We start from the raw sequence: 18,837 nt of genomic DNA, 5'->3' as shown, positions 1-18,837 counted from the left end.
GGCCGTCTTTCCTTGTTCGGAATAGTTCCCTTGGTCAGGCGGCCTTTTCACCTGCGCCCAGTGACGACAGCAACTGCATCAGGCCGCTTCCGACCGATGTCTCCGGTTTGAAACCGAAGGCCGAGCTGAGCCTCGTCGGGTCGCCGATAGATGCATGGATATCTCCGGCGCGGGCCTCGAGATAGCGAACGGCAACCTCGCGGCCGGCGGCCATCATGACAAGATGTGCGAGCTCACGGATCGAGGTCGCGCGTCCGGTGCATACGTTGAACACCCGGGCGCCCGGAATAGGTGTCCGCATCGCCGCATCAAGACAGCGCACCACGTCACCCACATAAACGAAATCGCGGGTCTGGTGCCCGTCGCCGAAGACTTTCAACGGCTCTCCGCGCATGACCCGGTCGGCAAAGATCGAGATAACGCCGCTATAGGGAGATTTCGGATCCTGGCGCGGACCATAGACGTTGAAAAAGCGCAGCCCTGTCGTCGGAATGCCGTGGATAAGGGCGCCCACCCGGCCGTGCAGTTCGCAACCGAGCTTGTCAGCTCCGTAGGCAGTCATCGGCCGCGGCTCATCCGTTTCGTTCAAAGGCAGCGCACAATTGTCTCCGTAGATGGCGGCCGAAGAAGCATAGACAATCGGACATTTGCGGGCGCGCGCCGCATCGGCGACATGGACAAAGCCCGTGAGGTTGACCTTGTGCGTCCAGCTCCATTCTTCGTTGGAACGGGCAACCGAAGCGATGGCGGCGAGATGGAAAACCCCATCGACATCGCGCATGGCCGCTTCAACAGCGGCCTGGTCGGTGACGCAGCCGCGGACAAATTCCGCTTCGGGTTTGAGGTTGTCGAGCGAACCGGTCGAAAGATCGTCCAGAACCCGAACAGAATGGCCATTGGCGAGAAGTTTATCGACGAGATGGGATCCGATGAACCCGCATCCGCCCGTGACGAGATATTGCATGGGAGTGCTCCGAACATTGTGATGCCCCTCCTACGCAACCGACATGCCAAAATCGAAGCCTCTGAAAACCCACGCAAATCACTGCTCCGCTTCGCAAATTGCAACGGCTGTGGCCATTGCAATTTGCAACGGCATCGCTTTTCACAAGCCGCGCCATAAACATTACCCATCTGATTTAAAAAGATTTTTAGGACAGAGCCAATACGGAACGAAGTTTGCGTCCATTACCGGGCAGATCAAATCAGAAGGAGATCCCAATGATCGCTCGCCGCTCTTTTATCGCCATGTTCGCAGGAGCGGTGTCGCTGTTTGCGACATCGGCACATAGCGAAATGCAACGCCCGCAGAACGACGTCATTCTGGAAGTTTCAGGTAAAGTCGCCGTCGTGAACGACGCCGGGAAGGCGGCGTTCGACAGGGCGATGCTGATGGGCATGCCGCAGAAGGAAATCCGCACGACAACTGCCTGGACCGACGGTGTGCAGGTTTTCCAGGGTCCACTGATCCGCGATGTTCTGAATCACGTTCAGGCGGACGGCTCGACCCTGCGCGCGATCGCGCTCAACGACTACGCGATCACCATCCCGACATCGGACTTTGAGAAGTATGACGCCATTCTCGCTCTGCTGATGAACGGCGAAGAAATGTCCGTTCGGGAAAAGGGACCGATCTGGATCGTTTATCCCCGCGACGAGCACAGAGAACTGCAGAGCGCAGAATACAATGAAAAATGGATCTGGCAGCTCAACCGGATCGTCGTTGAATAACATCGCACAGGCGTTCGTCCCATGACCGCATCCCTTCGCAAATCCATTCTCGCGCTCATCGTCCTGGCGTTTGCTGTAAGCCTTGGTTTCGGCTTCAAGCATGTCACGACGGTCGACGAGACACTGGAATCACGACTTGCCGAGAATGCGGTCTGGGCCGGAGCTCAATTGCAGTTCGAACTCGGTCGCTTCCGCGAGAGCCTCTACGATCTCGCAAACAATGACCGGAATGCATCGCCCAAGGAAACGTCCAAGCGGTTCGACATTCTCTGGAGCCGGGTTCAGATCTTTCGCGAGGGAGACCTGGCGGAACTTGTTACCGTCAGTGGCATGAAGCCGATAGTCGACAATATCCAGTCCCAGATTGAGGAAATCGACAGCATCATTGCCGATGACGGTTTCAAAACCCGGGCGCAACCTGAAACAATCAGGAGAATCCTGGATACCGGCCAAAGCATCAACAGGCTGTCGCAGGAATTGACCGCCGGCATCATGCACGGTGAGCATGTCCGGTTCGTCAACTATATCCGCGAGCGCCAGTCCGCGATCCACGACGTCATGATTTCCCTGGTCGGCCTGTTCCTCTGCGGTGCGGCCTTTACTGTCAGCCTGGTTTTTTCAAACCGGCAGGCGAACAAGGCAACACTGGCAGCAACCTCGGCTGAAGAAGCTGCTGTCGCTGCTCGCGAGCGCGTAACTGACGCCATCGAGTCCATGGCTGAAGGGTTCGCTGTCATTGACAGTGTTGGCCGTTACGTTTCCGCAAATACTATCTTCAGATCTTTCATGAACCGGTTCTCAGGTAGCGCGCCGACTGGAGATTTCTTTGAAACCACTCTGGAAACGGGTTTCAGAGACCACGTGCTGCTCGACCCTCTCGGACGCCCCGTAAACCGGATCATGGACGGTCTGCGGTGCGCTGACGGCACCGGTTTCGAATTCGTCATGGACGACGAAAACTGGGTTCGGATCGAAACCCGCCGCACCGCGAACGGCACCATGATCGTCAAACTCGCGGACGTAACGGATCGCAAACGATGGGAAATCGAGACGGAGAACGCGAAGAACACCGCGATTCGTAACCTGGAAGCGCAGTCCAGATTTCTTTCCATGATGAGCCACGAGGTGCGGACGCCACTGAACGGTGTCCTGGGCATTCTGCAGATCATCATCGACGAGCCGCTCTCCCAGGCCGCGCGTCACTACGTGAAGACAGCGCTCAATTCAGCCATTTCCTTGCGAACCGTCATTGACGACGTTCTCGATGCCTCGAAGATCGAAGCGAACGAAATGGCTCTCCGGAACGAGGCTCTGTCGCTGGCGAACCTGTCGGAGAACGTACTCGACCTGATGACCCCGCTGGCACACAAGTCCGGGCTGAGCCTTACTCTGACACTCGACCCAAACCTGCCGAAATCGGTCACCGGTGATGCGGACCGTCTCCGCCAGATCCTCAACAACTTCGTCAGCAACGCGATCAAGTTTACCGAACACGGCAACGTCGCACTTTCACTCGACCGCCTGAGCAAGAGCGACGGCCGCTGCCTGGTGCGCTTCTCCGTCACCGACACCGGGATCGGCATCCCGGCCGAGAAACAGGCCGATTTGTTCCGTGCGTTCAAGCAGATCGACTCCAGCTATTCACGCCGCTTCGGCGGTACAGGGCTTGGCCTCGCCATATCTAAAGTTCTCGCGGAAAAAATGGGCGGTGTGGTCGGCTTCGAAAGTACCGCCGGCAAGGGCAGCCGTTTCTGGTTCGACATTCCGTTCGAAATCCTCTCCAGCGAACCCTGGGTCAAACAAGCCGGCCCCAGCGGGTCCCGGGTACTCATCGACCTTTCCGACCGCGCGCTTGCGGATGCGTTAAGCGCGCAGATCAAGGGCTTCGGCATGAATGTCGCCGTTTGCGACACGTCCTGTCCACAGTCAAACGGCGAAACGGATGTGATCCTCATAAACGACAGTCCCCTCGATGCCTCTACCGCGATCAGACCGCACATGCACCTGCAAGTCCTCCATGCTGAAAACATGCTCGATGACGTAACAGAGGCTTTCGATAGCCGCACACGGTTCCTGCGCTACCCGATCCACCCCACGACCCTCATGAGGGAGCTCCTCGCACCGCGCCCACCGGTTCCCGTCAAGATCGAACCGGCCCGTCCGATTGAGGAAAGCGGCTCAGGACCTCTCCGGATCCTGCTTGCCGAAGATTGCAAGACTAACCAGTTGGTCATGCAAGCCTTTCTGAAAGGTATTACGACGGATCTCGTTATCGCGGAAAACGGCAAACTGGCATTGGAAGAGGCCCGAACCAACACCTTCGACCTCATCCTGATGGATGTCTCGATGCCGGAAATGGATGGTATCGAAGCAACAAAGAAAATCCGGGAATTCAGCGATATTCCTGTGATCGGCGTTACAGCCCATGCATTCGAATCTGCACTGACATCCTGCCTGGATGCCGGCATGGACCGGGTCCTGACCAAACCGCTGGCCAAGCAGGATCTGTATTCCACCATCAAGGAACTGCTCGATGAAAGCGACCGGGCCGCAGCGCTCGCAGTAACTGGAACTGAATCATGCTGAAATTTGCAAAGACATACAGCCCGGAACTTGTTGAGACCCGCCGCCTGCGCGAGGAGATCGCGCCGGTGCTGGAGGACAACAGCCTCTCCGAGAACCGGATCAACGACCTGATTCTCGTACTGGTGGAAGCCTTCACCAATATCGTCCGGCACGCAAAACCGCTACCGTCTGAAATTGCCGTTTCGGTCGAGACCGCAGACGGCAATCTCAACATCACACTCAGTGACGATGGTCCCGGTTTTACCGGGTTCGAGGCGGCCCGCGAGAAGGCCCTGAGCCTTGGCGATCTGTCGATGATGGAACACGGCATGGGCCTCAACCTCATTTTCAGCCTGACCAGTTCCGTTTCCTACCTGCCGTCTGAAAGCCGCAACGCGCTTCTTGTTCGTGAGCCGTTGCCCGCTTCCGAGCGAAAAACAATCGTCGCCATTGATGACGACCCGGTCGGCCTCAAACTGATCGAGGCTTTCCTCGGGGACCGATACGCAGTCCATTCATTCAACAAGGGCAGCGAAGCGCTCGACCATATAAACCGCGAACATCCCGACCTGATCATCTCCGATATCGACATGCCGGACCTGAACGGCCTCGAGCTCCGGGAGTCGCTCCGGTGCGACCCGGCAACCGCTCTCATCCCCTTCATCTTCCTGACCGGGGTCGTCGATGAGGACATCCACGACGAAGCAAACGACCTCGATATCGACGATTTCATGGAAAAACCGACATCGAAAGGAAAGCTGGTTCGGACCGTCGACCGTACCCTGAAACGCTCAACCCGGATCAGGCAATCGGCAACAGCGGCGTTCGAGGCAAGTGTCACCAACTCGCTGCGCTCCAACACGCCTGCCGAACTCGGCCGCTTCCGCTTCTTTTCGGAGGAGATCGCGGCCTCTGCCGGCGGTGGAGACTTCATGGTTCACGTCAGCGGAGAGGATTTCCTTTCCGTCGTATTGCTCGATGTCATGGGGCATGGCATTCCGGCAAAAGTCTTCGCACACGCCTATTCCGGCTACGTCCAGTCGATCATGTCGCTCGACGAAACGGCCCGCGACCCCGCGCGTGTGCTTCAGGAGCTTTCCAGTCATGTTGCCCGGGACACCCGGCTGACCTCAACGATCGTTACAGCAATCGCCGCGACTTTCAGCGACAGCGGAAAGGTTCTTGTCGCCTCTGCCGGGCATCCCAGGCCGCTCCTGTACATGCAGGGCACCGGATGGCGTCCGGTACCGATCAGCGGGGTCCTTCCAGGGCTCTCTGACGAGCTGCCCGAGACGAAGACAATCCAGCTCGGAAGCGGCGACGGCCTGTTGCTGTTCACAGACGGTATCAGCGAGGTTCTCTGTCGGGAACGCCCTGAAGACGCGCTGCTGAGCGCGCTCGAAGGATTGCCGCCTCCTGATGGCGGCACGCTCGCAAAACTCAATGAGATCGCGGACAAAGCCGGACATGGTCGCGAACAGGATCAGGATGACAGGTCGACTTTTCTTGCTATCGCCAGATAGCGCCACGGCGGGAGGGTTCCGTCTTTAACCCTGCCGACAAAACGGATCGGACAGTCAATGACCGGACACATGCTCAATATTGAGATCGTTGACGGAATTCTGCGAATAGAGGTTGCTGGGTCGCTTGATGCGGAGACCGCATTTCATCTCGACCAGCAGATTAACGCCAGATACCCGGACGCGACCGAGGGGATCGTTCTCAATCTCAACCACACGGAATTTATGGACAGTGCGGGAGTCGGGTTCGTCGTACGATTGCGCGAACGTGCGAAGAGAGCATCTAATTCGTTTGAGATTATCCGTGTCGGCGGCCAACCCAGACGATTGCTCGAGCAAATCGGCGGAATCTCGATACTGGAACTAAAAGGGAATGAAGGGGACATTGCGAATGCCTGACACCGTAGAAGCCCTGATTGTCGAGGACAGTCCCTCAATCAGCCGGATGCTGGAAAGCTGGCTCGCGGAAGAAGGCATCTCTTGCCACGTGACAGATAGCCTCGCCAAGGCAATGGAGTTCGTGAACCGGACACCGCCCAGTGTCGCGCTTGTCGATCTGGGACTGCCCGACGGCGACGGCATGGACCTGATCCGGGAGATCTCGGAAAAGGAAATCCCCGTCTACCCGATCGTCATCACCGGACAGGGCTCCTTGAATGTCGCGGTCGAGGCCATGAAGGCCGGGGCTCGCGATTTCATCGTCAAGCCTCCGAACAAGACCCGATTTGTCGTCAGTGTGCGCAACGGCCTGGAGACACAGCGCCTCCTCGACGATGTAACCACACTGCGTGAAACCTTCGCGCAGGACAGATTCCACGGCTTCATAGGCTCCTCGAGCGCCATGCAGGCGGTGTACAAGACAATCGAGGCTGGAGCCGCATCCAAGGCAACGGTTTTCATCACCGGAGAAAGCGGGACCGGCAAGGAGCTTACCGCTGAAGCCCTGCATCGCCAGGGTTCGCGCAAGAACGCTCCCTTCGTGGCTCTGAACTGCGGCGCCATCCCGCGTGACCTGATGGAGTCCGAGATATTCGGGCATGTCAAAGGCGCCTTCACTGGAGCCACGACCGACCGCGAAGGCGCAGCCGCCCGGTCAGACAAAGGCACCCTCTTCCTGGACGAGATCTGCGAAATGGATTTCGACCTTCAGGTAAAACTGCTTCGTTTCATCCAGACAGGAACCTTCCAGAAGGTCGGCGGATCAAACACCGTTTCCGTCGACGTGCGCTTTGTCTGCGCGACCAACAGGGACCCGTGGGAGGAAGTACAGGCCGGTCGCTTCCGCGAGGACCTCTACTACCGCCTGCACGTCATTCCGTTGCAGCTCCCTCCCCTGCGGGAGCGCGGGAGCGACTGCCTGGAAATCGCCAAAAACTTTCTGCAGACGATGAGCAAGGAAGAAGGCAAAGGCTTTGAACGTTTCTCGGACGATGTCGCACAGATCATTCTCGGCTTCGAATGGCCCGGCAATGTGCGGCAGCTGCAAAACGTGATCCGCAACATGGTCGTGCTCAACGACGGCGACACGGTGACGAGGGAAATGCTGCCCCCGCCTCTGGACCGTTTCGACCCGAGGATGGCACAGCGCCTGCTGCCGGAAACACATTCGGGTCCGTCCGCCGCAGGTGGTGCTGGACCAGCGCCGGTTTCCACTCCGGCCGACATTCGGCCGCTTTGGGTCGTCGAGCGAGACACCATCGAGAACGCCATAACGATCTGCGACGGCAATATTCAGAAAGCCGCACGCCTGCTCGATATCAGTCCCTCGACCATCTACAGGAAACGTGTGACCTGGGAGGAGCTTGAAGCTCGTAGCGCCGGGCTGTCTGCTTCCGCCAGTACCGCGTACTAGGGGCGTTCGTAGAGGAAGTTCACTTTGCGGACCTGACGTGCCAGCCATTCGGCGCCGGCGGGAAAGACAGGTTTCAGACGCATAGCCTCGCGCTCCAGCTCTGCACCGAGAGACGGGTTGTCCCGGTCGCTGGTGGCAACGCCGAGGATCGTGACACCTTCATCGGCGAGCAGAGCCGTCGCGCGTTCGAGATTGGCCTGCCTGGTCACCCTCATCATTACTGCGAGAAGCACCATGCCGGCGGCGCGGCAGACGGTGAACGGCGGAACGTTTCGCGCATTGCTCAGCAACAGCGGCGCAACGTCGAGGACGATCAAGTCATAGCCGGCCTCAAGCCTGTCCAGCATTCGCTGTAGTGCATCCGTCTCCCGAAATGCCGGAGAAAGCGGTCCCTCCACTGGCGCCGGCAATACGGACATGCCGTCGCTCCCGAAGTTGACGATCTTGTCCTCCAGGTCGTCGAGGTTCGGGTTCCATGCTATCCGCTCTACCCCGAGCAGCGGCCCAAGCGACGGCTTATATACATTCAGATCGATCAGCAGGACCCGTTTTCCGGCGCGGCTTGCGCGCCGTGCGAGGCTGTAGGCAAGCGTGGTAGCACCCTCGCCAGGACTGACCGATGCGACGACGAAGCGGCGCACGTTGCGTGAGACGATCTGCCTGTAGAGCGTATCGATTTCGGCATAATTTGCAGGGATCATATCCCGTCCTCCTCAGAGCACACCGGCAAGGGCGAACAAGGCAAGCAACTGGCCGGCATCCTTCACGAATCCTGTGAAGCGGGTCCAGTTGTCCTGCGATTTGTCGGGCACGTAAACGGTGTCGCCCGGCCGGACCAGAGGGAGCTTGCGGACATCGCCGCTCTTTGCAAAATCGATCAGGTCGAAGGTCCTGGCCTGATCGCGGCAGCAGGAGAGATTGACGACAAGGATCTTGTCCTGAAGCGCGGTTCCGGTCGGCCCACCGGCCTCGGCCAGAAGATCGAGAATCGTCATCTCGTCACTGAATACATAGCGTCCAGGTTTTCCGATGGAGCCCAGGACCCGCACAGTGCGCTCCTTCGACTTGTCGATCCACTCCCGGCCACGCTCGGGGACATAGACTGCGTCCCCAGGTTTGACGTCCGGCAGCAGCATTTCATCCCCGGTACGGAAATAGAGCTCGAGATCGACAGTGGAAACCCGGGTCTTCTCCTCACCGCGATGATTGATCCGGATACTGTGCAGATCGGCGCTCGCCGTGGGGCCGTCGGCGGCGGACAGGATATCCAGCAGATTCAGGGACGGATCGAAGGCATAGCGCCCCGGCGCCTTGACGGCCCCGAAAACATAGAGCGAGCGTTCGGCAGGCTGCCGCATCCACTGGCTCTTGTTGTCCTTCGGATCCCAGGGAAGTTCCGGCACCATGATCGTATAACCTGCCATGATCGTCGGCACATCGGACACGTTGCCGCCATTTTTGAGATACTCGTCGAGATTGAAGCGGACGCTGCGGACAGTACCGTCGCCGGACGGCATGGCGATCTGAATAGCTCCGATATCAGCGCGCGGAGTCGGTCCCCCGGCATGCGCCAGAAGATCCATGAACGTCATCTCGTCGGACCACTCGAAGCGTCCCGGCTTGGCAACCTGCCCCATCACATGCACCGCACGAGAGGGCGCTACCTTCAGCCAGGACTTCTCGTTCAGATCCAGTTTCTCGGGCACAAAGATGGAGTCTCCCGGCAACAATTGCGGAAGTGTCACGCCAGCCCCCCCGACTTCCGAATACATCGCCAGATCGAAAGGCTCGGCTGTCCCGTTCGTCCGTAAGATACGTACCCGCTTGGTATCGGCGAAACGTGTCGGCCCACCGGAATTCGCAAGCACATCGAGGAAAGAGGTTTCGTCCTGCACTTCGAAAGCGCCCGGCTTGAACACCTCGCCCATGACATAGACGATGCGGGAGCCTTTCTTCACTCCAACGGTTTCAATGGGCACGAAGATTGTCGAACCGGGCCCGACTGGAGGGATCGTGGCGGTGTCGCCAGTGTCCAGGTAGAGCTTGAGGTTAAAGGGCCTCGGCTCTCCATTTGTGATTACGCGGATCTGTTCGACGGCGGCATAGCGGGTCACCCCGCCAGCCCGCATGATCAGATCGACGACGCTTTGACCGTCAGCATATCCGTATGCGCCTGGTGTACGGACTTCGCCGAAAATCTTGACCCCGGTCTTGTTCTCGGCTGCGTCCCCGCCTTCGGTAAGCGTGCGCGCATCGAAATCCACCTGCACATTGCCGGTAAGCGGCGATGCAGGGACAAAAACCGTGTCCATGGTCCGCAGAGCCGGGATCAGCGTCGTGTCGCCGGTATCGAGGTATTTCTTGAAATTGAACGTCTCGTTGCGGCCGTCTCGGCGAAGCTGCAACCGGTCGAGCTGGGCACCGGGGACAAGCCCGCCAGCCGCCGTGACCGCTTCCTGGACGCCCGCGTCACCGGAAAGATCCACCGTTCCCGGCTGACGCACATAGCCAAGGACAGTGACCAGTTTGCGGTGTTCCTTGAGCGTTGCATCGAAACTCTCGGTATTCCGGTAAACCCTGGACAGCGCCTCGGACAGTTTTGCTTTCGCCGCGTCTATCGTCAGCCCCTGCAGATCGACATTGCCAATCTCGGGCAGCAGCACACGGCCTTCGTCGTCCAGTGGAAAGGCACCTGTGACGCCCTCTTCGCCGGGCAGGCTCAGGCTCAGCACGTCGCCGGGGCCAAGCAGACCTTCAGCTTCGGCTATCGCCGAAAGAGCAACGATCAGAAGCGCCGCGAATACGATCCGCAGGACGCCTCGGGTTAATCTGAATGCTCGCATGACAATGTCCGTTTCTGCGCGCCGGTCTTGTCCGAAAGACGCTCCGCCAGCTCGCTCAAATCCGCCTCATAGGCGGCAAGTTCTTTTTCTGCATCCCATTCAAGGCCACCGGAGAGCCCGCGCATCGCCCGCCGGCGATCTCGTTCAGCTTTCCAGATCAGGGCCGGGAAGTGGTCTTGGCCACCCGCCTTGCGCAGGGAGTCGAGATGAATGTCGGCACAATCGAGACGGTTGATCTGATATGTCACCCAGCCTTCGTCGTGCAGCGCGGTCAAACGCCAGCCGGTCCACCAATGGTGCGGCTCGGGTCCGGCCTCGGAATTCCAGCCGGCAGGGTCCCAAACCAGATTGGGAGACAGCGTTGCGCGGTGTTCCGCAAACCCGCCTGTTCCCGCTTCCGGGAAAGTCGTGCATGCAGAAAGAACCACAGCGACGGTTGCGATACAGGCGTGCTTCATCGCCCGCTCCTCACGCCGCCAGGGGATTGGTCGGGATGGCGCGGTCGAGGCGCAGCATCGCGATCAAATCCCGCGGCTGGCCGTTGACGCCGTGGAGTTCGAGCGTCCGACTCTGCATCACCAGGCGTTTGTAGAGAAACACGATCGCGCCGATACCGGAGCTGTCGATGAAATCGGTCTTCGACATGTCGAGCCGTACGTTGCCACCTGCATCGATGACCCCCTGAAAGGCGCTCTTGGCATCGTGCGCCAAAGCAGCGTCGAAGGCTCCACAAACGGAAATGTCGTGATCGATGTTGGATGATTTAACGATGATGGTCATTGGGTCCTCCATGACTTGCTTTCAGACCCTATGGAGCAACCCCCATGCCACTATCGATTCAACACATAACTAATTGATTTTACTTACAATAAATTCTTCCGCGCTATTTTGCAGCCGAACCGTCCGCCGCAAATTGCGAGGGACCGCGTCATTCTGCAACAGGAGCCGGGACACATGCCTCTCCCGCCCGTGCCCGTGAGAACCGACAAACACCCGCCCGCATTTACCGTCCGGCACCAGAAGGACTGCCCGGGAGGCCTCCGCCCCACCGAACAAGCGGGCCGTCATCTGCAGCAAGTGTATCTCCCAGGCACTGCCCGGGAGCGGCCGTGTCTCTGCACCGACCCAAACCAACGCACCCGAAAAAACTGCTTCCGGAATACGATGGCGGACAAGTTGAAGGATCTCGTCGGGAGGGTCGAGAGGGACGGCAAGAACACCGCAATCGCGCCGTTCGGCGCTGAAGATATAGCCTTGATGGCTCCCGCCACGGGTGAGTGAAAACTCTTTGCGCACTTCAAAACCGTGGTGGCGGAAAAGAGCCATCATTCTTGAAGGCAAGCTTGATTGCGAAGAATGCCCCGGATGGTCTGCTTTCCCACCGCCGGAGTGGGTGAAAACCGGAGCAGCGCCGCAAAGAATAGCGGCAACTGCAGCCATAAGAGCAATGCCCCGGATCATCGGGCCTTCTTCCAGATGGAGAGCAAACCGACAGCAACCGAGACCAGGCTCGCGAAGATGTCTTCCCCGACACCGTTATGGAGCACGTCATAAAGCTCCGGGGAATAGGCCATTCCGGTCAGCCGTATCGTGTTCAACACGAGAACAAAGAGCGAGATTGCTGCGACAAACGGCCAGATCCCTGTCCGGCTCTCGTGCAACAGCCGCCTCAGAGCCATGACGCTGAGGACCGCAGGCGCGACAAGGTTGAGCACCGAGCAGTCGCGCAGGATCACCAGCGTTCTCCCATCTGCGAGAGAAACGACATTCCCGCGCGCCAGAGCCGGGCCCGCGACGAGATCGTGGATAGACGCAATCGCCCAAGCCTCAAGATCCAGAACGGCCTGGGCCACAAAGCCGGCCCAAACGCTGTCTTTAAGCAGATAAACAGAGGTGCCGATCAACATGATCCCGGCATATCTCTTGAACCGGTCTCCTTTGCCAAAACTCCAGAAACCGCAAAGAAGCAGTGCAAACCAGTTGGAACTCAATGTCGGGGCCGCGACCAAAACGAGGACGAGCACAAACACCCCCCAATCGAGCCATGTAATGGACGCCGGACCATGCGTTTGGACCGAGCGCCGAATGTCCACAGCGGCCGCTGTCAGCGCGAGCGCAAAGCAGAGGTTTCCAAAATCTCCGGAAAAGATATCGGCGCCGTTCCCGCTGGCGAGAAAAGCCGCGACAGCTACAGCGCTGACAATTCCTGTCAGCATCAAAAATTCGCAGCCGGTTTGCTTGTCCGTACCTGCCCAGAGGCTGTGAGTTGCACGCATTACCGACATCTCCTAGCTCCCGGTTCCGATAAAGCCGCATCGATAGCCATGCCGCTTAAATCCTGCATCGGATTTCCGGTTTGTTTCAGATCCAGCCGGTGCATTAACAATGCCACGATTGAGACGGCTGAAAACCGCCGCCAAAGGCAAGAATTTTCCCTTTATTTCAACTCACTAATAAATACAAAAAAGAGATAATCTCTGCAGATTTCGCAGATTGCGTCATTGCGGAATGACCCGGAATCGCTTTCCGCAATTGAAAAGAAACTGACCGGCTCCCCAACATCAACGCGAAACACTCCGTCATTTGACATCGTGCCGCGCTTTGTCAAAGGAGCCGGCCAGCCACCTTTTCTGCTAATCCCTGCACCGCCGCCGCCTCAGGTAAAGGCTGCCGGCCACGACACCAAGCGCCGCGCCAAGCCCGAAATCAGGGCCGGGTGCGCCGTCAGCAGGATCGCAGTAGAGAACGATCGCCGAGTTGCAGTTCGCATCGTCGGAACCAGGATTGGCTCCATCCTGATAGGCGGTTGAGTTGAAGTTATCCTCATCCGACAACGCGACCGAACTTGGACCGATAGTGAGCAGGATGATCAGAAGAGTTTTTTTGAGCATCATATTCTCCGCGAAAGTTCGTGGTCCACGCCCCTCGCCGCAAGAAGCGGACCACAACCGAACTCCGCGCACCAACGATGTCCCGCAGATCAATGCATTGATTCACCTGCATTTTTGAAATCTCGGCCAGAAACCAGAGTTACGACATCGCAGTTTGCATCGATCTACCTTCGCAAAATGCACGCAACCTGGCTCCGTGACGCAAATTGGGTCACCCGGGAAACAGACAACTCATTGATTACACGTCATTCGCCACAGCGTTGCTGGTTGGCCCGAACCATGCGTCGCAGTAAGCAGAAGCTGGCCAGATTGTCATAGTCCCGATCCTGCACGTTCGGGCCGTCTCGCCGGCGCCTTCACAACCTCTTTTGAGGAGTGAGAAGAATGCTCAGCCGTGCTCAACGCGATAGCGCCAAAGTAAAAATCGTACTGAAGGGGGCTCTCGACGTGGCGGCTGCGTCGGTGCTGAGCGAGCAGTTAATGTCCATCGTCCGAACCACACAAGGCGATGAGGCGGATATCTCACCGACCTCGTGACGGTCCAGGAGAAATTGGCGGCGGCCAACCTAGGTGAGCGTGCGCCTCCGGACTGGCTTTGGTAGCGGTCACCGTGACGCTGATTTCGACCTTCTGATCCAACTTATTGAGGATCGCCATAAGGTGGTCGACCGTGAAGCGTTTCAACCGGACATGCGAATATGAGAGAAGTCTGCGGTGGCAAGGCCGGTCAGCTCCTGCGCTTTGCGGACCGAAAGCCCCCAGTCGTCCAGAACGCCTATGATCTCAGCGGCAAGACGTGCCTTCAGGTCGTCGGCTCAAAAGCTCATGGATAAGGCCACCAGCGACGTCGATTGCGCTGGCGTTGATCATAAGGTGGTCTCGATGCACCTCGGAACAGAATTCTGACTTCACGGAGTCTTCACGCATCTGCGCCGGGTTTATTCGCGAAAAGTCACGAAATCGCGACCGTGCGACCGAACAACGAAAATCGTAAATTATGGATTTTTCTGAGAATTAATGGTGCTGCCGGAGTGATTTGAACACTCGACCTCTCCCTTACCAAGGGAGTGCTCTACCCCTGAGCTACGGCAGCATTTTGCGGCGAAAAAGCCTGCAGCGAGGAAGGCCCCTCGCAAAGCGCGGCGGAACATGCCACAGGGACTCCTGAGGTGCAAGCACGTTTCTTGACTAGAATTCGATACCCTCTCACGGCATTCTCCGGTCATGGCAAAGCCCCCTAAAACAGCCACTTCCGGCGATCAAAAAACCGAGGCCGATCTGCGCGCCGAGCGCCGGGCCGCCGCGCTGCGCGCGAATCTGCACCGCCGCAAGGCCCAGGCACGCCAGCGTATCGACGACGCCGGCGATTCTTCCGGCGACACACAAAAAGACAGCGAGAGCTGAAGATAGGGCCGCACGGATTTGCAGCCCTTCCAACGAAGGCTGTTTGTCGCGCTTCGAGATCAAAGGCCCAAAATCCTGCCGCATTCTCGGTAAAAGCTCTGCTTACGCGGGCTTGTGAGAGCGCCCGGGGATAAAGTAAAACAAATCGGGGATCGGTGCCGTTCGGATTGGATCGGATCGGCCCGCATGAAAACTGGGGACCTTGATGGACAAATTGGTGATCAGGGGCGGCACGCCGCTCAAAGGGCAGATTCCGATCAGCGGAGCGAAGAACGCCGCATTGCCGTTGATGGCAGCAACCTTGCTGACGGACCAGCCGGTCACCCTGACCAACATGCCCAAGCTTGCCGACATCCACTCCATGGCAGCCCTGCTGGATCAGCACGGCGTGAAGCGCAAGACCCAGGACGAGGCAAGCGGCGGGCAGACAGTCGACTTCCATGCCAAGACCATCGAAAGCACCACGGCGCCGTATGACCTTGTGCGCAAGATGCGGGCCTCCGTCCTGGTGCTCGGCCCACTGCTGGCCCGGGAAGGACAGGCCACAGTGTCGTTACCCGGCGGCTGCGCTATCGGCAACCGGCCGGTAGACCTGCACCTGAAAGGCCTTGCCGAGCTCGGCGCGGAAGTCGCCCTGGAAGGCGGCTATGTGAAAGCGGAAGTGCCGTCCGGGCGTCTGCATGGCGGACGCGTCGTGTTCCCGGTCGTTTCCGTTGGCGCCACCGAGAATCTGCTGATGGCGGCCTGCCTCGCAGACGGGGAGAGCATCCTGGTCAATGCGGCGCGCGAGCCGGAAATCACCGACCTTGCCGAATGCCTGATCGCCATGGGCGCGGAAATCGAGGGTCATGGCACCGATACCATCCGCATCCAGGGAAAAGATAAACTCGGCGGCGCTGTCCATAAGGTGGTGCCGGACCGGATCGAGACCGGCACCTATGTCATGGCCGCAGCCATCACCGGCGGCGATGTCGAGCTGACCAATACCCGCTCAGGCCTGCTCGAAAGCGTCTTCGAGATCCTGCGTGAGGCCGGCGTCACCATCGAGGAAGGCGAACGCTCCATCCGGGTCTCGGCGAAACGCGGCGGGCTCAAGGGCGTCGACGTCATGACCGAACCCTTCCCGGGCTTCCCGACCGATCTGCAGGCCCAGTTCATGACCTTGATGAGCGTCGCGAACGGTGCCTCCATGATCACCGAAACGATTTTCGAGAACCGCTTCATGCATGTGCCCGAGCTGGCCCGCATGGGTGCGAACATCAATGTGCATCACTCCTCCGCCCTGGTGCGCGGGGTCGACCGCCTGATCGGCGCGCCGGTGATGGCGACGGATCTGCGCGCATCGGTCAGTCTCGTGCTCGCCGCCATGGCGGCGGACGGGGAGACGGAAGTGAACAGGATCTATCATCTCGACCGCGGGTATGAGAATCTGGTCGAGAAACTGAGCGCCTGCGGCGCCAACATTCGCCGTGTCACGACGAATGCGGACGCACCCGCGGAAGAAGAAACCGTCTGATTGGCAGGACCTATGGCACCCAGAGACATCAGCCTGCTTGAAGTGGGCGACAAGCCGTTCCGGGTCCGGGCCGAGGATGCCGAAGATCTGGCTGTGGCAGCGAGTTTGCTGCAGGACGCCCTGTTGCCGGTCCGTGAGATGACGTTCGAGGAAAAGGACGGCCGTTTTGCCATGGTCGTCCAGCGCTACAAGTGGGAGACCGCGCCGTCGGCAGATACGGTCCCCGCTGACGGCGACACGCTCTACAGCGAGAGAGTGCATTGTGGCATCCGTTTCGAAGGGGTCGGCGCGGTACGCACCCATGGCCTTGATCGGGGCAAGCGGGAGCGCATCCTGAACCTGCTCACCATACACGCATCTCCGGGACAGATTGACCTCGCCTTTGCCGACAACGTGACCATTCGACTCGCAGTTGACCGCATCCTGTGCCATATCGAGGACCTCGGCGAGCCTTGGCCGACCGTCTTCACCCCGTCCCATCCCGATTCCGACGATGAGACGGCTCCGGCGGACGAAGCCTCGGGCGCCTGATCGAACGGCCAGCCGGGCACGGCGGCGGCTGTCGGGCTAAAACAGGAGAGACGCGGTGACCGCGAACCAGCCACTGATCCTCGCCCTGCCGAAGGGCCGGATCCTGAAGGCCATCACGCCCATTCTAAAGCGGGCGGGGATTGAGCTTGAGGACGATTTTTTTAACGAATCTTCCCGGCGCCTTCAGTTTCATACCAATCAGGCGGATCTTGAAGTCATCCGCGTGCGCAGTTTCGACACGGCGACCTTCCTCGCCTTCGGCGCCGCTCATCTCGCCATTGCCGGCAGCGATGTGCTGATGGAATTCGACCATCCGGAAATCTATGCGCCGGTCGACCTCAATGTCGGGCACTGCCGCCTTGCCGTTGCCGAGCCGGCGGAGCTTGCCGCGAAAGAGAACCCGCAGCACTGGAGCCACCTCCGGATCGCCACGAAATACCCGAACGTCACCAGGCGCCACTTCGCCGCCCGTGGCGTGCAGGCGGAATGCATCAAGCTGAACGGCGCCATGGAGCTGGCGCCGGGTCTCGGCCTTTGCCGCCGCATCGTGGATCTGGTCGAGACCGGCTCCACCCTGAAGGCAAACGGGCTGGTCGAGGTCGAACAGATCGCCGCCGTCAGTGCCCGCCTTGCCGTCAACCGGGCCGCCCTGAAAACCCGGCCGGGCCCTGTGAAGGATCTGGTCGATCGCATCGGGGAGGCAGCCCTTGCCGCGTAAACTGATTGCCGGTACGCCGGATTTCGATGGCGCATTCGAAGAGCTTGTCGATTCCAAGCGGGAAACCGACAGCGATGTCTCCGATACCGTCGCCGGTATTATCGCCGATGTAATTGCACGCGGCGACGCCGCGCTGATCGATCTCAGCCGCAAGTTCGACAATATCGATCTGGCGGAAACCGGGATTGCCATCTCGGCCGAAGAAATCGCACGCGCGCGTTCCGCCTGTTCCGCCGAGACACTTGCCGCACTGGAAAAGGCAGCGGAGCGGATCGAGGCTTTCCACAAGGCGCAACTGCCAGAAAGCATCGACTATACGGATGCGGATGGCGTTGGCCTCGGCCTGCGGCATACCCCGGTGGATGCGGTCGGCCTCTATGTGCCGGGCGGCAAGGCCGCTTATCCGAGCTCCGTGCTGATGAACGCCATGCCGGCCAAGGTCGCGGGCGTGCCACGCCGGGTCATGATGGTGCCGACACCGGGGGGCGAGATCAATCCGCTGGTGCTTGCCGCCGCCGAGCTTGGCGGGATTAACGAGATTTACCGGGTGGGCGGCGCTCAGGCCGTGGCCGCGATGGCCTACGGCACCGAGAGCATCAAACCAGTCGACAAGATCATCGGTCCCGGCAACGCCTATGTGGCAGCGGCCAAGCGTCAGGTGTTCGGCAAGGTCGGCATCGATTCCATCGCCGGCCCGTCGGAAATCCTGGTGGTCGCGGATGCCGAGAACGATCCTTCATGGATCGCCATCGATCTGCTGTCCCAGGCAGAACATGACGAGGTTGCCCAATCGATCCTGATTACCGACGACGCTGAATTCGCCGGCAAGGTCGAGGCGGCGATTTCCGAGCATCTTTCCACCCTGCCCCGCGCCAACATCGCGGCCGCGAGCTGGAACAATCATGGCGCTGTGATCGTGGTCGACGCTCTCGACGACGCCATACCGCTGGTGGACCGGCTGGCGCCCGAGCATCTGGAGCTTGCCGTCACCGATCCGGACGCCATGGCGGCCAAGGTCCGGCATGCCGGAGCGATGTTCCTCGGACGACACACACCGGAAGCAATCGGCGACTATGTCGCGGGCCCGAACCACGTGCTGCCGACAGCCAGGACGGCGCGCTTCTCCTCCGGCCTCGGTGTGCTCGACTTCCTGAAGCGGACCACCTGGGTGAAATGCGACCCGGCCAGTCTCGCCGCCATCGGCCCCGCCGCCGTGACCCTGGCGGAAGCGGAAGGGCTCGGCGCCCACGCCCGCTCCGTTGCCAT

The 18,837-nt window shown here is 59.5% G+C and carries 19 protein-coding genes and 1 tRNA gene; 11 read left to right on the top strand and 9 right to left on the bottom strand.

What is annotated here, in order from left to right:
• Positions 1 to 34: 34 nt before the first annotated feature.
• Positions 35 to 964 (bottom strand): NAD-dependent epimerase/dehydratase family protein, encoded by a 930-nt coding sequence (locus IG629_RS14260; protein WP_193172613.1) that lies wholly within the window; start codon positions 962 to 964, stop codon positions 35 to 37.
• Positions 965 to 1,221: 257 nt separating this feature from the next.
• On the opposite strand from IG629_RS14260, the gene IG629_RS14255 reads away from it, so the two are divergent.
• The 5 genes from IG629_RS14255 to IG629_RS14235 are packed head-to-tail and all read left to right on the top strand — an operon-like array spanning position 1,222 to position 7,668.
• Positions 1,222 to 1,731 (top strand): molybdopterin-dependent oxidoreductase, encoded by a 510-nt coding sequence (locus IG629_RS14255; protein ID WP_193172612.1) that lies wholly within the window; start codon positions 1,222 to 1,224, stop codon positions 1,729 to 1,731.
• Positions 1,732 to 1,752: 21 nt separating this feature from the next.
• Positions 1,753 to 4,317 carry an ATP-binding protein gene (locus IG629_RS14250; protein ID WP_193172611.1) on the top strand — a complete coding sequence of 855 codons (2,565 nt, stop codon included), beginning with the start codon at positions 1,753 to 1,755 and terminating at the stop codon, positions 4,315 to 4,317.
• A complete protein-coding gene (locus IG629_RS14245) occupies positions 4,311 to 5,819 on the top strand; it encodes a SpoIIE family protein phosphatase (protein ID WP_193172610.1) in 1,509 nt (502 codons plus the stop codon). The genes IG629_RS14250 and IG629_RS14245 overlap by 7 nt, the downstream gene beginning before the upstream one ends.
• A gap of 57 nt (positions 5,820 to 5,876) precedes the next feature.
• On the top strand, positions 5,877 to 6,215 hold the full coding sequence (locus tag IG629_RS14240; RefSeq protein ID WP_193172609.1) for an STAS domain-containing protein: 339 nt from the start codon (positions 5,877 to 5,879) through the stop codon (positions 6,213 to 6,215).
• The gene (locus IG629_RS14235) at positions 6,208 to 7,668 is read left to right on the top strand and encodes a sigma-54-dependent transcriptional regulator (RefSeq protein ID WP_193172608.1); all 1,461 of its coding nucleotides are present in this window, start codon (positions 6,208 to 6,210) and stop codon (positions 7,666 to 7,668) included. Before IG629_RS14240 ends, IG629_RS14235 begins: the two co-directional genes overlap by 8 nt.
• Here the strand turns inward: IG629_RS14235 and IG629_RS14230 are convergent.
• From IG629_RS14230 to IG629_RS14200, 7 genes are all read right to left on the bottom strand, one after another.
• Positions 7,665 to 8,369 (bottom strand): tyrosine-protein kinase family protein, encoded by a 705-nt coding sequence (locus IG629_RS14230; protein ID WP_193172607.1) that lies wholly within the window; start codon positions 8,367 to 8,369, stop codon positions 7,665 to 7,667. The genes IG629_RS14235 and IG629_RS14230 overlap by 4 nt on opposite strands.
• A 12-nt stretch (positions 8,370 to 8,381) precedes the next feature.
• Positions 8,382 to 10,511: an SLBB domain-containing protein gene (locus IG629_RS14225; protein WP_226886731.1), complete on the bottom strand. Its 2,130-nt coding sequence runs from the start codon at positions 10,509 to 10,511 to the stop codon at positions 8,382 to 8,384.
• A complete protein-coding gene (locus tag IG629_RS14220; RefSeq protein ID WP_193172606.1) occupies positions 10,493 to 10,969 on the bottom strand; it encodes a hypothetical protein in 477 nt (158 codons plus the stop codon). The genes IG629_RS14225 and IG629_RS14220 overlap by 19 nt, the downstream gene beginning before the upstream one ends.
• A 10-nt stretch (positions 10,970 to 10,979) precedes the next feature.
• Positions 10,980 to 11,291, bottom strand: coding sequence for an STAS domain-containing protein (locus tag IG629_RS14215; RefSeq protein ID WP_193172605.1), 312 nt, complete (start codon positions 11,289 to 11,291; stop codon positions 10,980 to 10,982).
• Between the two features lie 69 nt (positions 11,292 to 11,360).
• Positions 11,361 to 11,972: a hypothetical protein gene (locus tag IG629_RS14210; RefSeq protein ID WP_193172604.1), complete on the bottom strand. Its 612-nt coding sequence runs from the start codon at positions 11,970 to 11,972 to the stop codon at positions 11,361 to 11,363.
• Complete coding sequence (locus tag IG629_RS14205; RefSeq protein ID WP_193172603.1) at positions 11,969 to 12,787, bottom strand: hypothetical protein; 819 nt, start codon at positions 12,785 to 12,787, stop codon at positions 11,969 to 11,971. The genes IG629_RS14210 and IG629_RS14205 overlap by 4 nt, the downstream gene beginning before the upstream one ends.
• Before the next feature lie 357 nt (positions 12,788 to 13,144).
• Positions 13,145 to 13,402 (bottom strand): hypothetical protein, encoded by a 258-nt coding sequence (locus IG629_RS14200; RefSeq protein ID WP_193172602.1) that lies wholly within the window; start codon positions 13,400 to 13,402, stop codon positions 13,145 to 13,147.
• Between the two features lie 384 nt (positions 13,403 to 13,786).
• On the opposite strand from IG629_RS14200, the gene IG629_RS14195 reads away from it, so the two are divergent.
• Positions 13,787 to 13,939, top strand: coding sequence for a hypothetical protein (locus IG629_RS14195; RefSeq protein WP_193172601.1), 153 nt, complete (start codon positions 13,787 to 13,789; stop codon positions 13,937 to 13,939).
• A 481-nt stretch (positions 13,940 to 14,420) separates the two neighbouring features.
• On the opposite strand, the gene IG629_RS14190 is transcribed toward IG629_RS14195, so the two are convergent.
• A tRNA-Thr gene (locus tag IG629_RS14190) sits at positions 14,421 to 14,495 on the bottom strand.
• A gap of 131 nt (positions 14,496 to 14,626) precedes the next feature.
• Between IG629_RS14190 and IG629_RS14185 the strand changes: the two genes are divergently transcribed.
• From IG629_RS14185 to hisD, 5 genes are all read left to right on the top strand, one after another.
• Complete coding sequence (locus tag IG629_RS14185) at positions 14,627 to 14,806, top strand: hypothetical protein (protein WP_193172600.1); 180 nt, start codon at positions 14,627 to 14,629, stop codon at positions 14,804 to 14,806.
• Between the two features lie 205 nt (positions 14,807 to 15,011).
• Entirely contained in the window at positions 15,012 to 16,322 is a 1,311-nt protein-coding gene (gene murA / locus IG629_RS14180; protein ID WP_193172599.1) for a UDP-N-acetylglucosamine 1-carboxyvinyltransferase, read from the top strand.
• Positions 16,323 to 16,334: 12 nt separating this feature from the next.
• The gene (locus IG629_RS14175; protein WP_051285056.1) at positions 16,335 to 16,853 is read left to right on the top strand and encodes a DUF2948 family protein; all 519 of its coding nucleotides are present in this window, start codon (positions 16,335 to 16,337) and stop codon (positions 16,851 to 16,853) included.
• Between the two features lie 55 nt (positions 16,854 to 16,908).
• The gene (hisG, locus tag IG629_RS14170; protein WP_028467093.1) at positions 16,909 to 17,571 is read left to right on the top strand and encodes an ATP phosphoribosyltransferase; all 663 of its coding nucleotides are present in this window, start codon (positions 16,909 to 16,911) and stop codon (positions 17,569 to 17,571) included.
• The coding region (gene hisD / locus IG629_RS14165; RefSeq protein WP_193172598.1) for a histidinol dehydrogenase at positions 17,561 to 18,837 on the top strand (1,277 nt) is incomplete at its 3' end. The genes hisG and hisD, both read left to right, overlap by 11 nt.

Origin of the sequence: Nisaea nitritireducens, assembly GCF_014904795.1 — a bacterium.
Classification (GTDB): Bacteria; Pseudomonadota; Alphaproteobacteria; order Thalassobaculales; family Thalassobaculaceae; genus Nisaea; species Nisaea nitritireducens.
This window is presented reverse-complemented; position numbering and strand designations above follow the sequence as displayed.

Excerpts from the sequence above, each read along its gene's own strand:
- IG629_RS14260 (WP_193172613.1), bottom strand. The coding sequence starts at position 964 with ATGCAATATCTCGTCACGGGCGGATGCGGGTTCATCGGATCCCATCTC.
- IG629_RS14255 (WP_193172612.1), top strand. The coding sequence starts at position 1,222 with ATGATCGCTCGCCGCTCTTTTATCGCCATGTTCGCAGGAGCGGTGTCG.
- IG629_RS14250 (WP_193172611.1), top strand. The coding sequence starts at position 1,753 with ATGACCGCATCCCTTCGCAAATCCATTCTCGCGCTCATCGTCCTGGCG.
- IG629_RS14245 (WP_193172610.1), top strand. The coding sequence starts at position 4,311 with ATGCTGAAATTTGCAAAGACATACAGCCCGGAACTTGTTGAGACCCGC.
- IG629_RS14240 (WP_193172609.1), top strand. The coding sequence starts at position 5,877 with ATGACCGGACACATGCTCAATATTGAGATCGTTGACGGAATTCTGCGA.
- IG629_RS14235 (WP_193172608.1), top strand. The coding sequence starts at position 6,208 with ATGCCTGACACCGTAGAAGCCCTGATTGTCGAGGACAGTCCCTCAATC.
- IG629_RS14230 (WP_193172607.1), bottom strand. The coding sequence starts at position 8,369 with ATGATCCCTGCAAATTATGCCGAAATCGATACGCTCTACAGGCAGATC.
- IG629_RS14225 (WP_226886731.1), bottom strand. The coding sequence starts at position 10,511 with ATGCGAGCATTCAGATTAACCCGAGGCGTCCTGCGGATCGTATTCGCG.
- IG629_RS14220 (WP_193172606.1), bottom strand. The coding sequence starts at position 10,969 with ATGAAGCACGCCTGTATCGCAACCGTCGCTGTGGTTCTTTCTGCATGC.
- IG629_RS14215 (WP_193172605.1), bottom strand. The coding sequence starts at position 11,291 with ATGACCATCATCGTTAAATCATCCAACATCGATCACGACATTTCCGTT.
- IG629_RS14210 (WP_193172604.1), bottom strand. The coding sequence starts at position 11,972 with ATGATCCGGGGCATTGCTCTTATGGCTGCAGTTGCCGCTATTCTTTGC.
- IG629_RS14205 (WP_193172603.1), bottom strand. The coding sequence starts at position 12,787 with ATGCGTGCAACTCACAGCCTCTGGGCAGGTACGGACAAGCAAACCGGC.
- IG629_RS14200 (WP_193172602.1), bottom strand. The coding sequence starts at position 13,402 with ATGCTCAAAAAAACTCTTCTGATCATCCTGCTCACTATCGGTCCAAGT.
- IG629_RS14195 (WP_193172601.1), top strand. The coding sequence starts at position 13,787 with ATGCTCAGCCGTGCTCAACGCGATAGCGCCAAAGTAAAAATCGTACTG.
- IG629_RS14185 (WP_193172600.1), top strand. The coding sequence starts at position 14,627 with ATGGCAAAGCCCCCTAAAACAGCCACTTCCGGCGATCAAAAAACCGAG.
- murA (WP_193172599.1), top strand. The coding sequence starts at position 15,012 with ATGGACAAATTGGTGATCAGGGGCGGCACGCCGCTCAAAGGGCAGATT.
- IG629_RS14175 (WP_051285056.1), top strand. The coding sequence starts at position 16,335 with ATGGCACCCAGAGACATCAGCCTGCTTGAAGTGGGCGACAAGCCGTTC.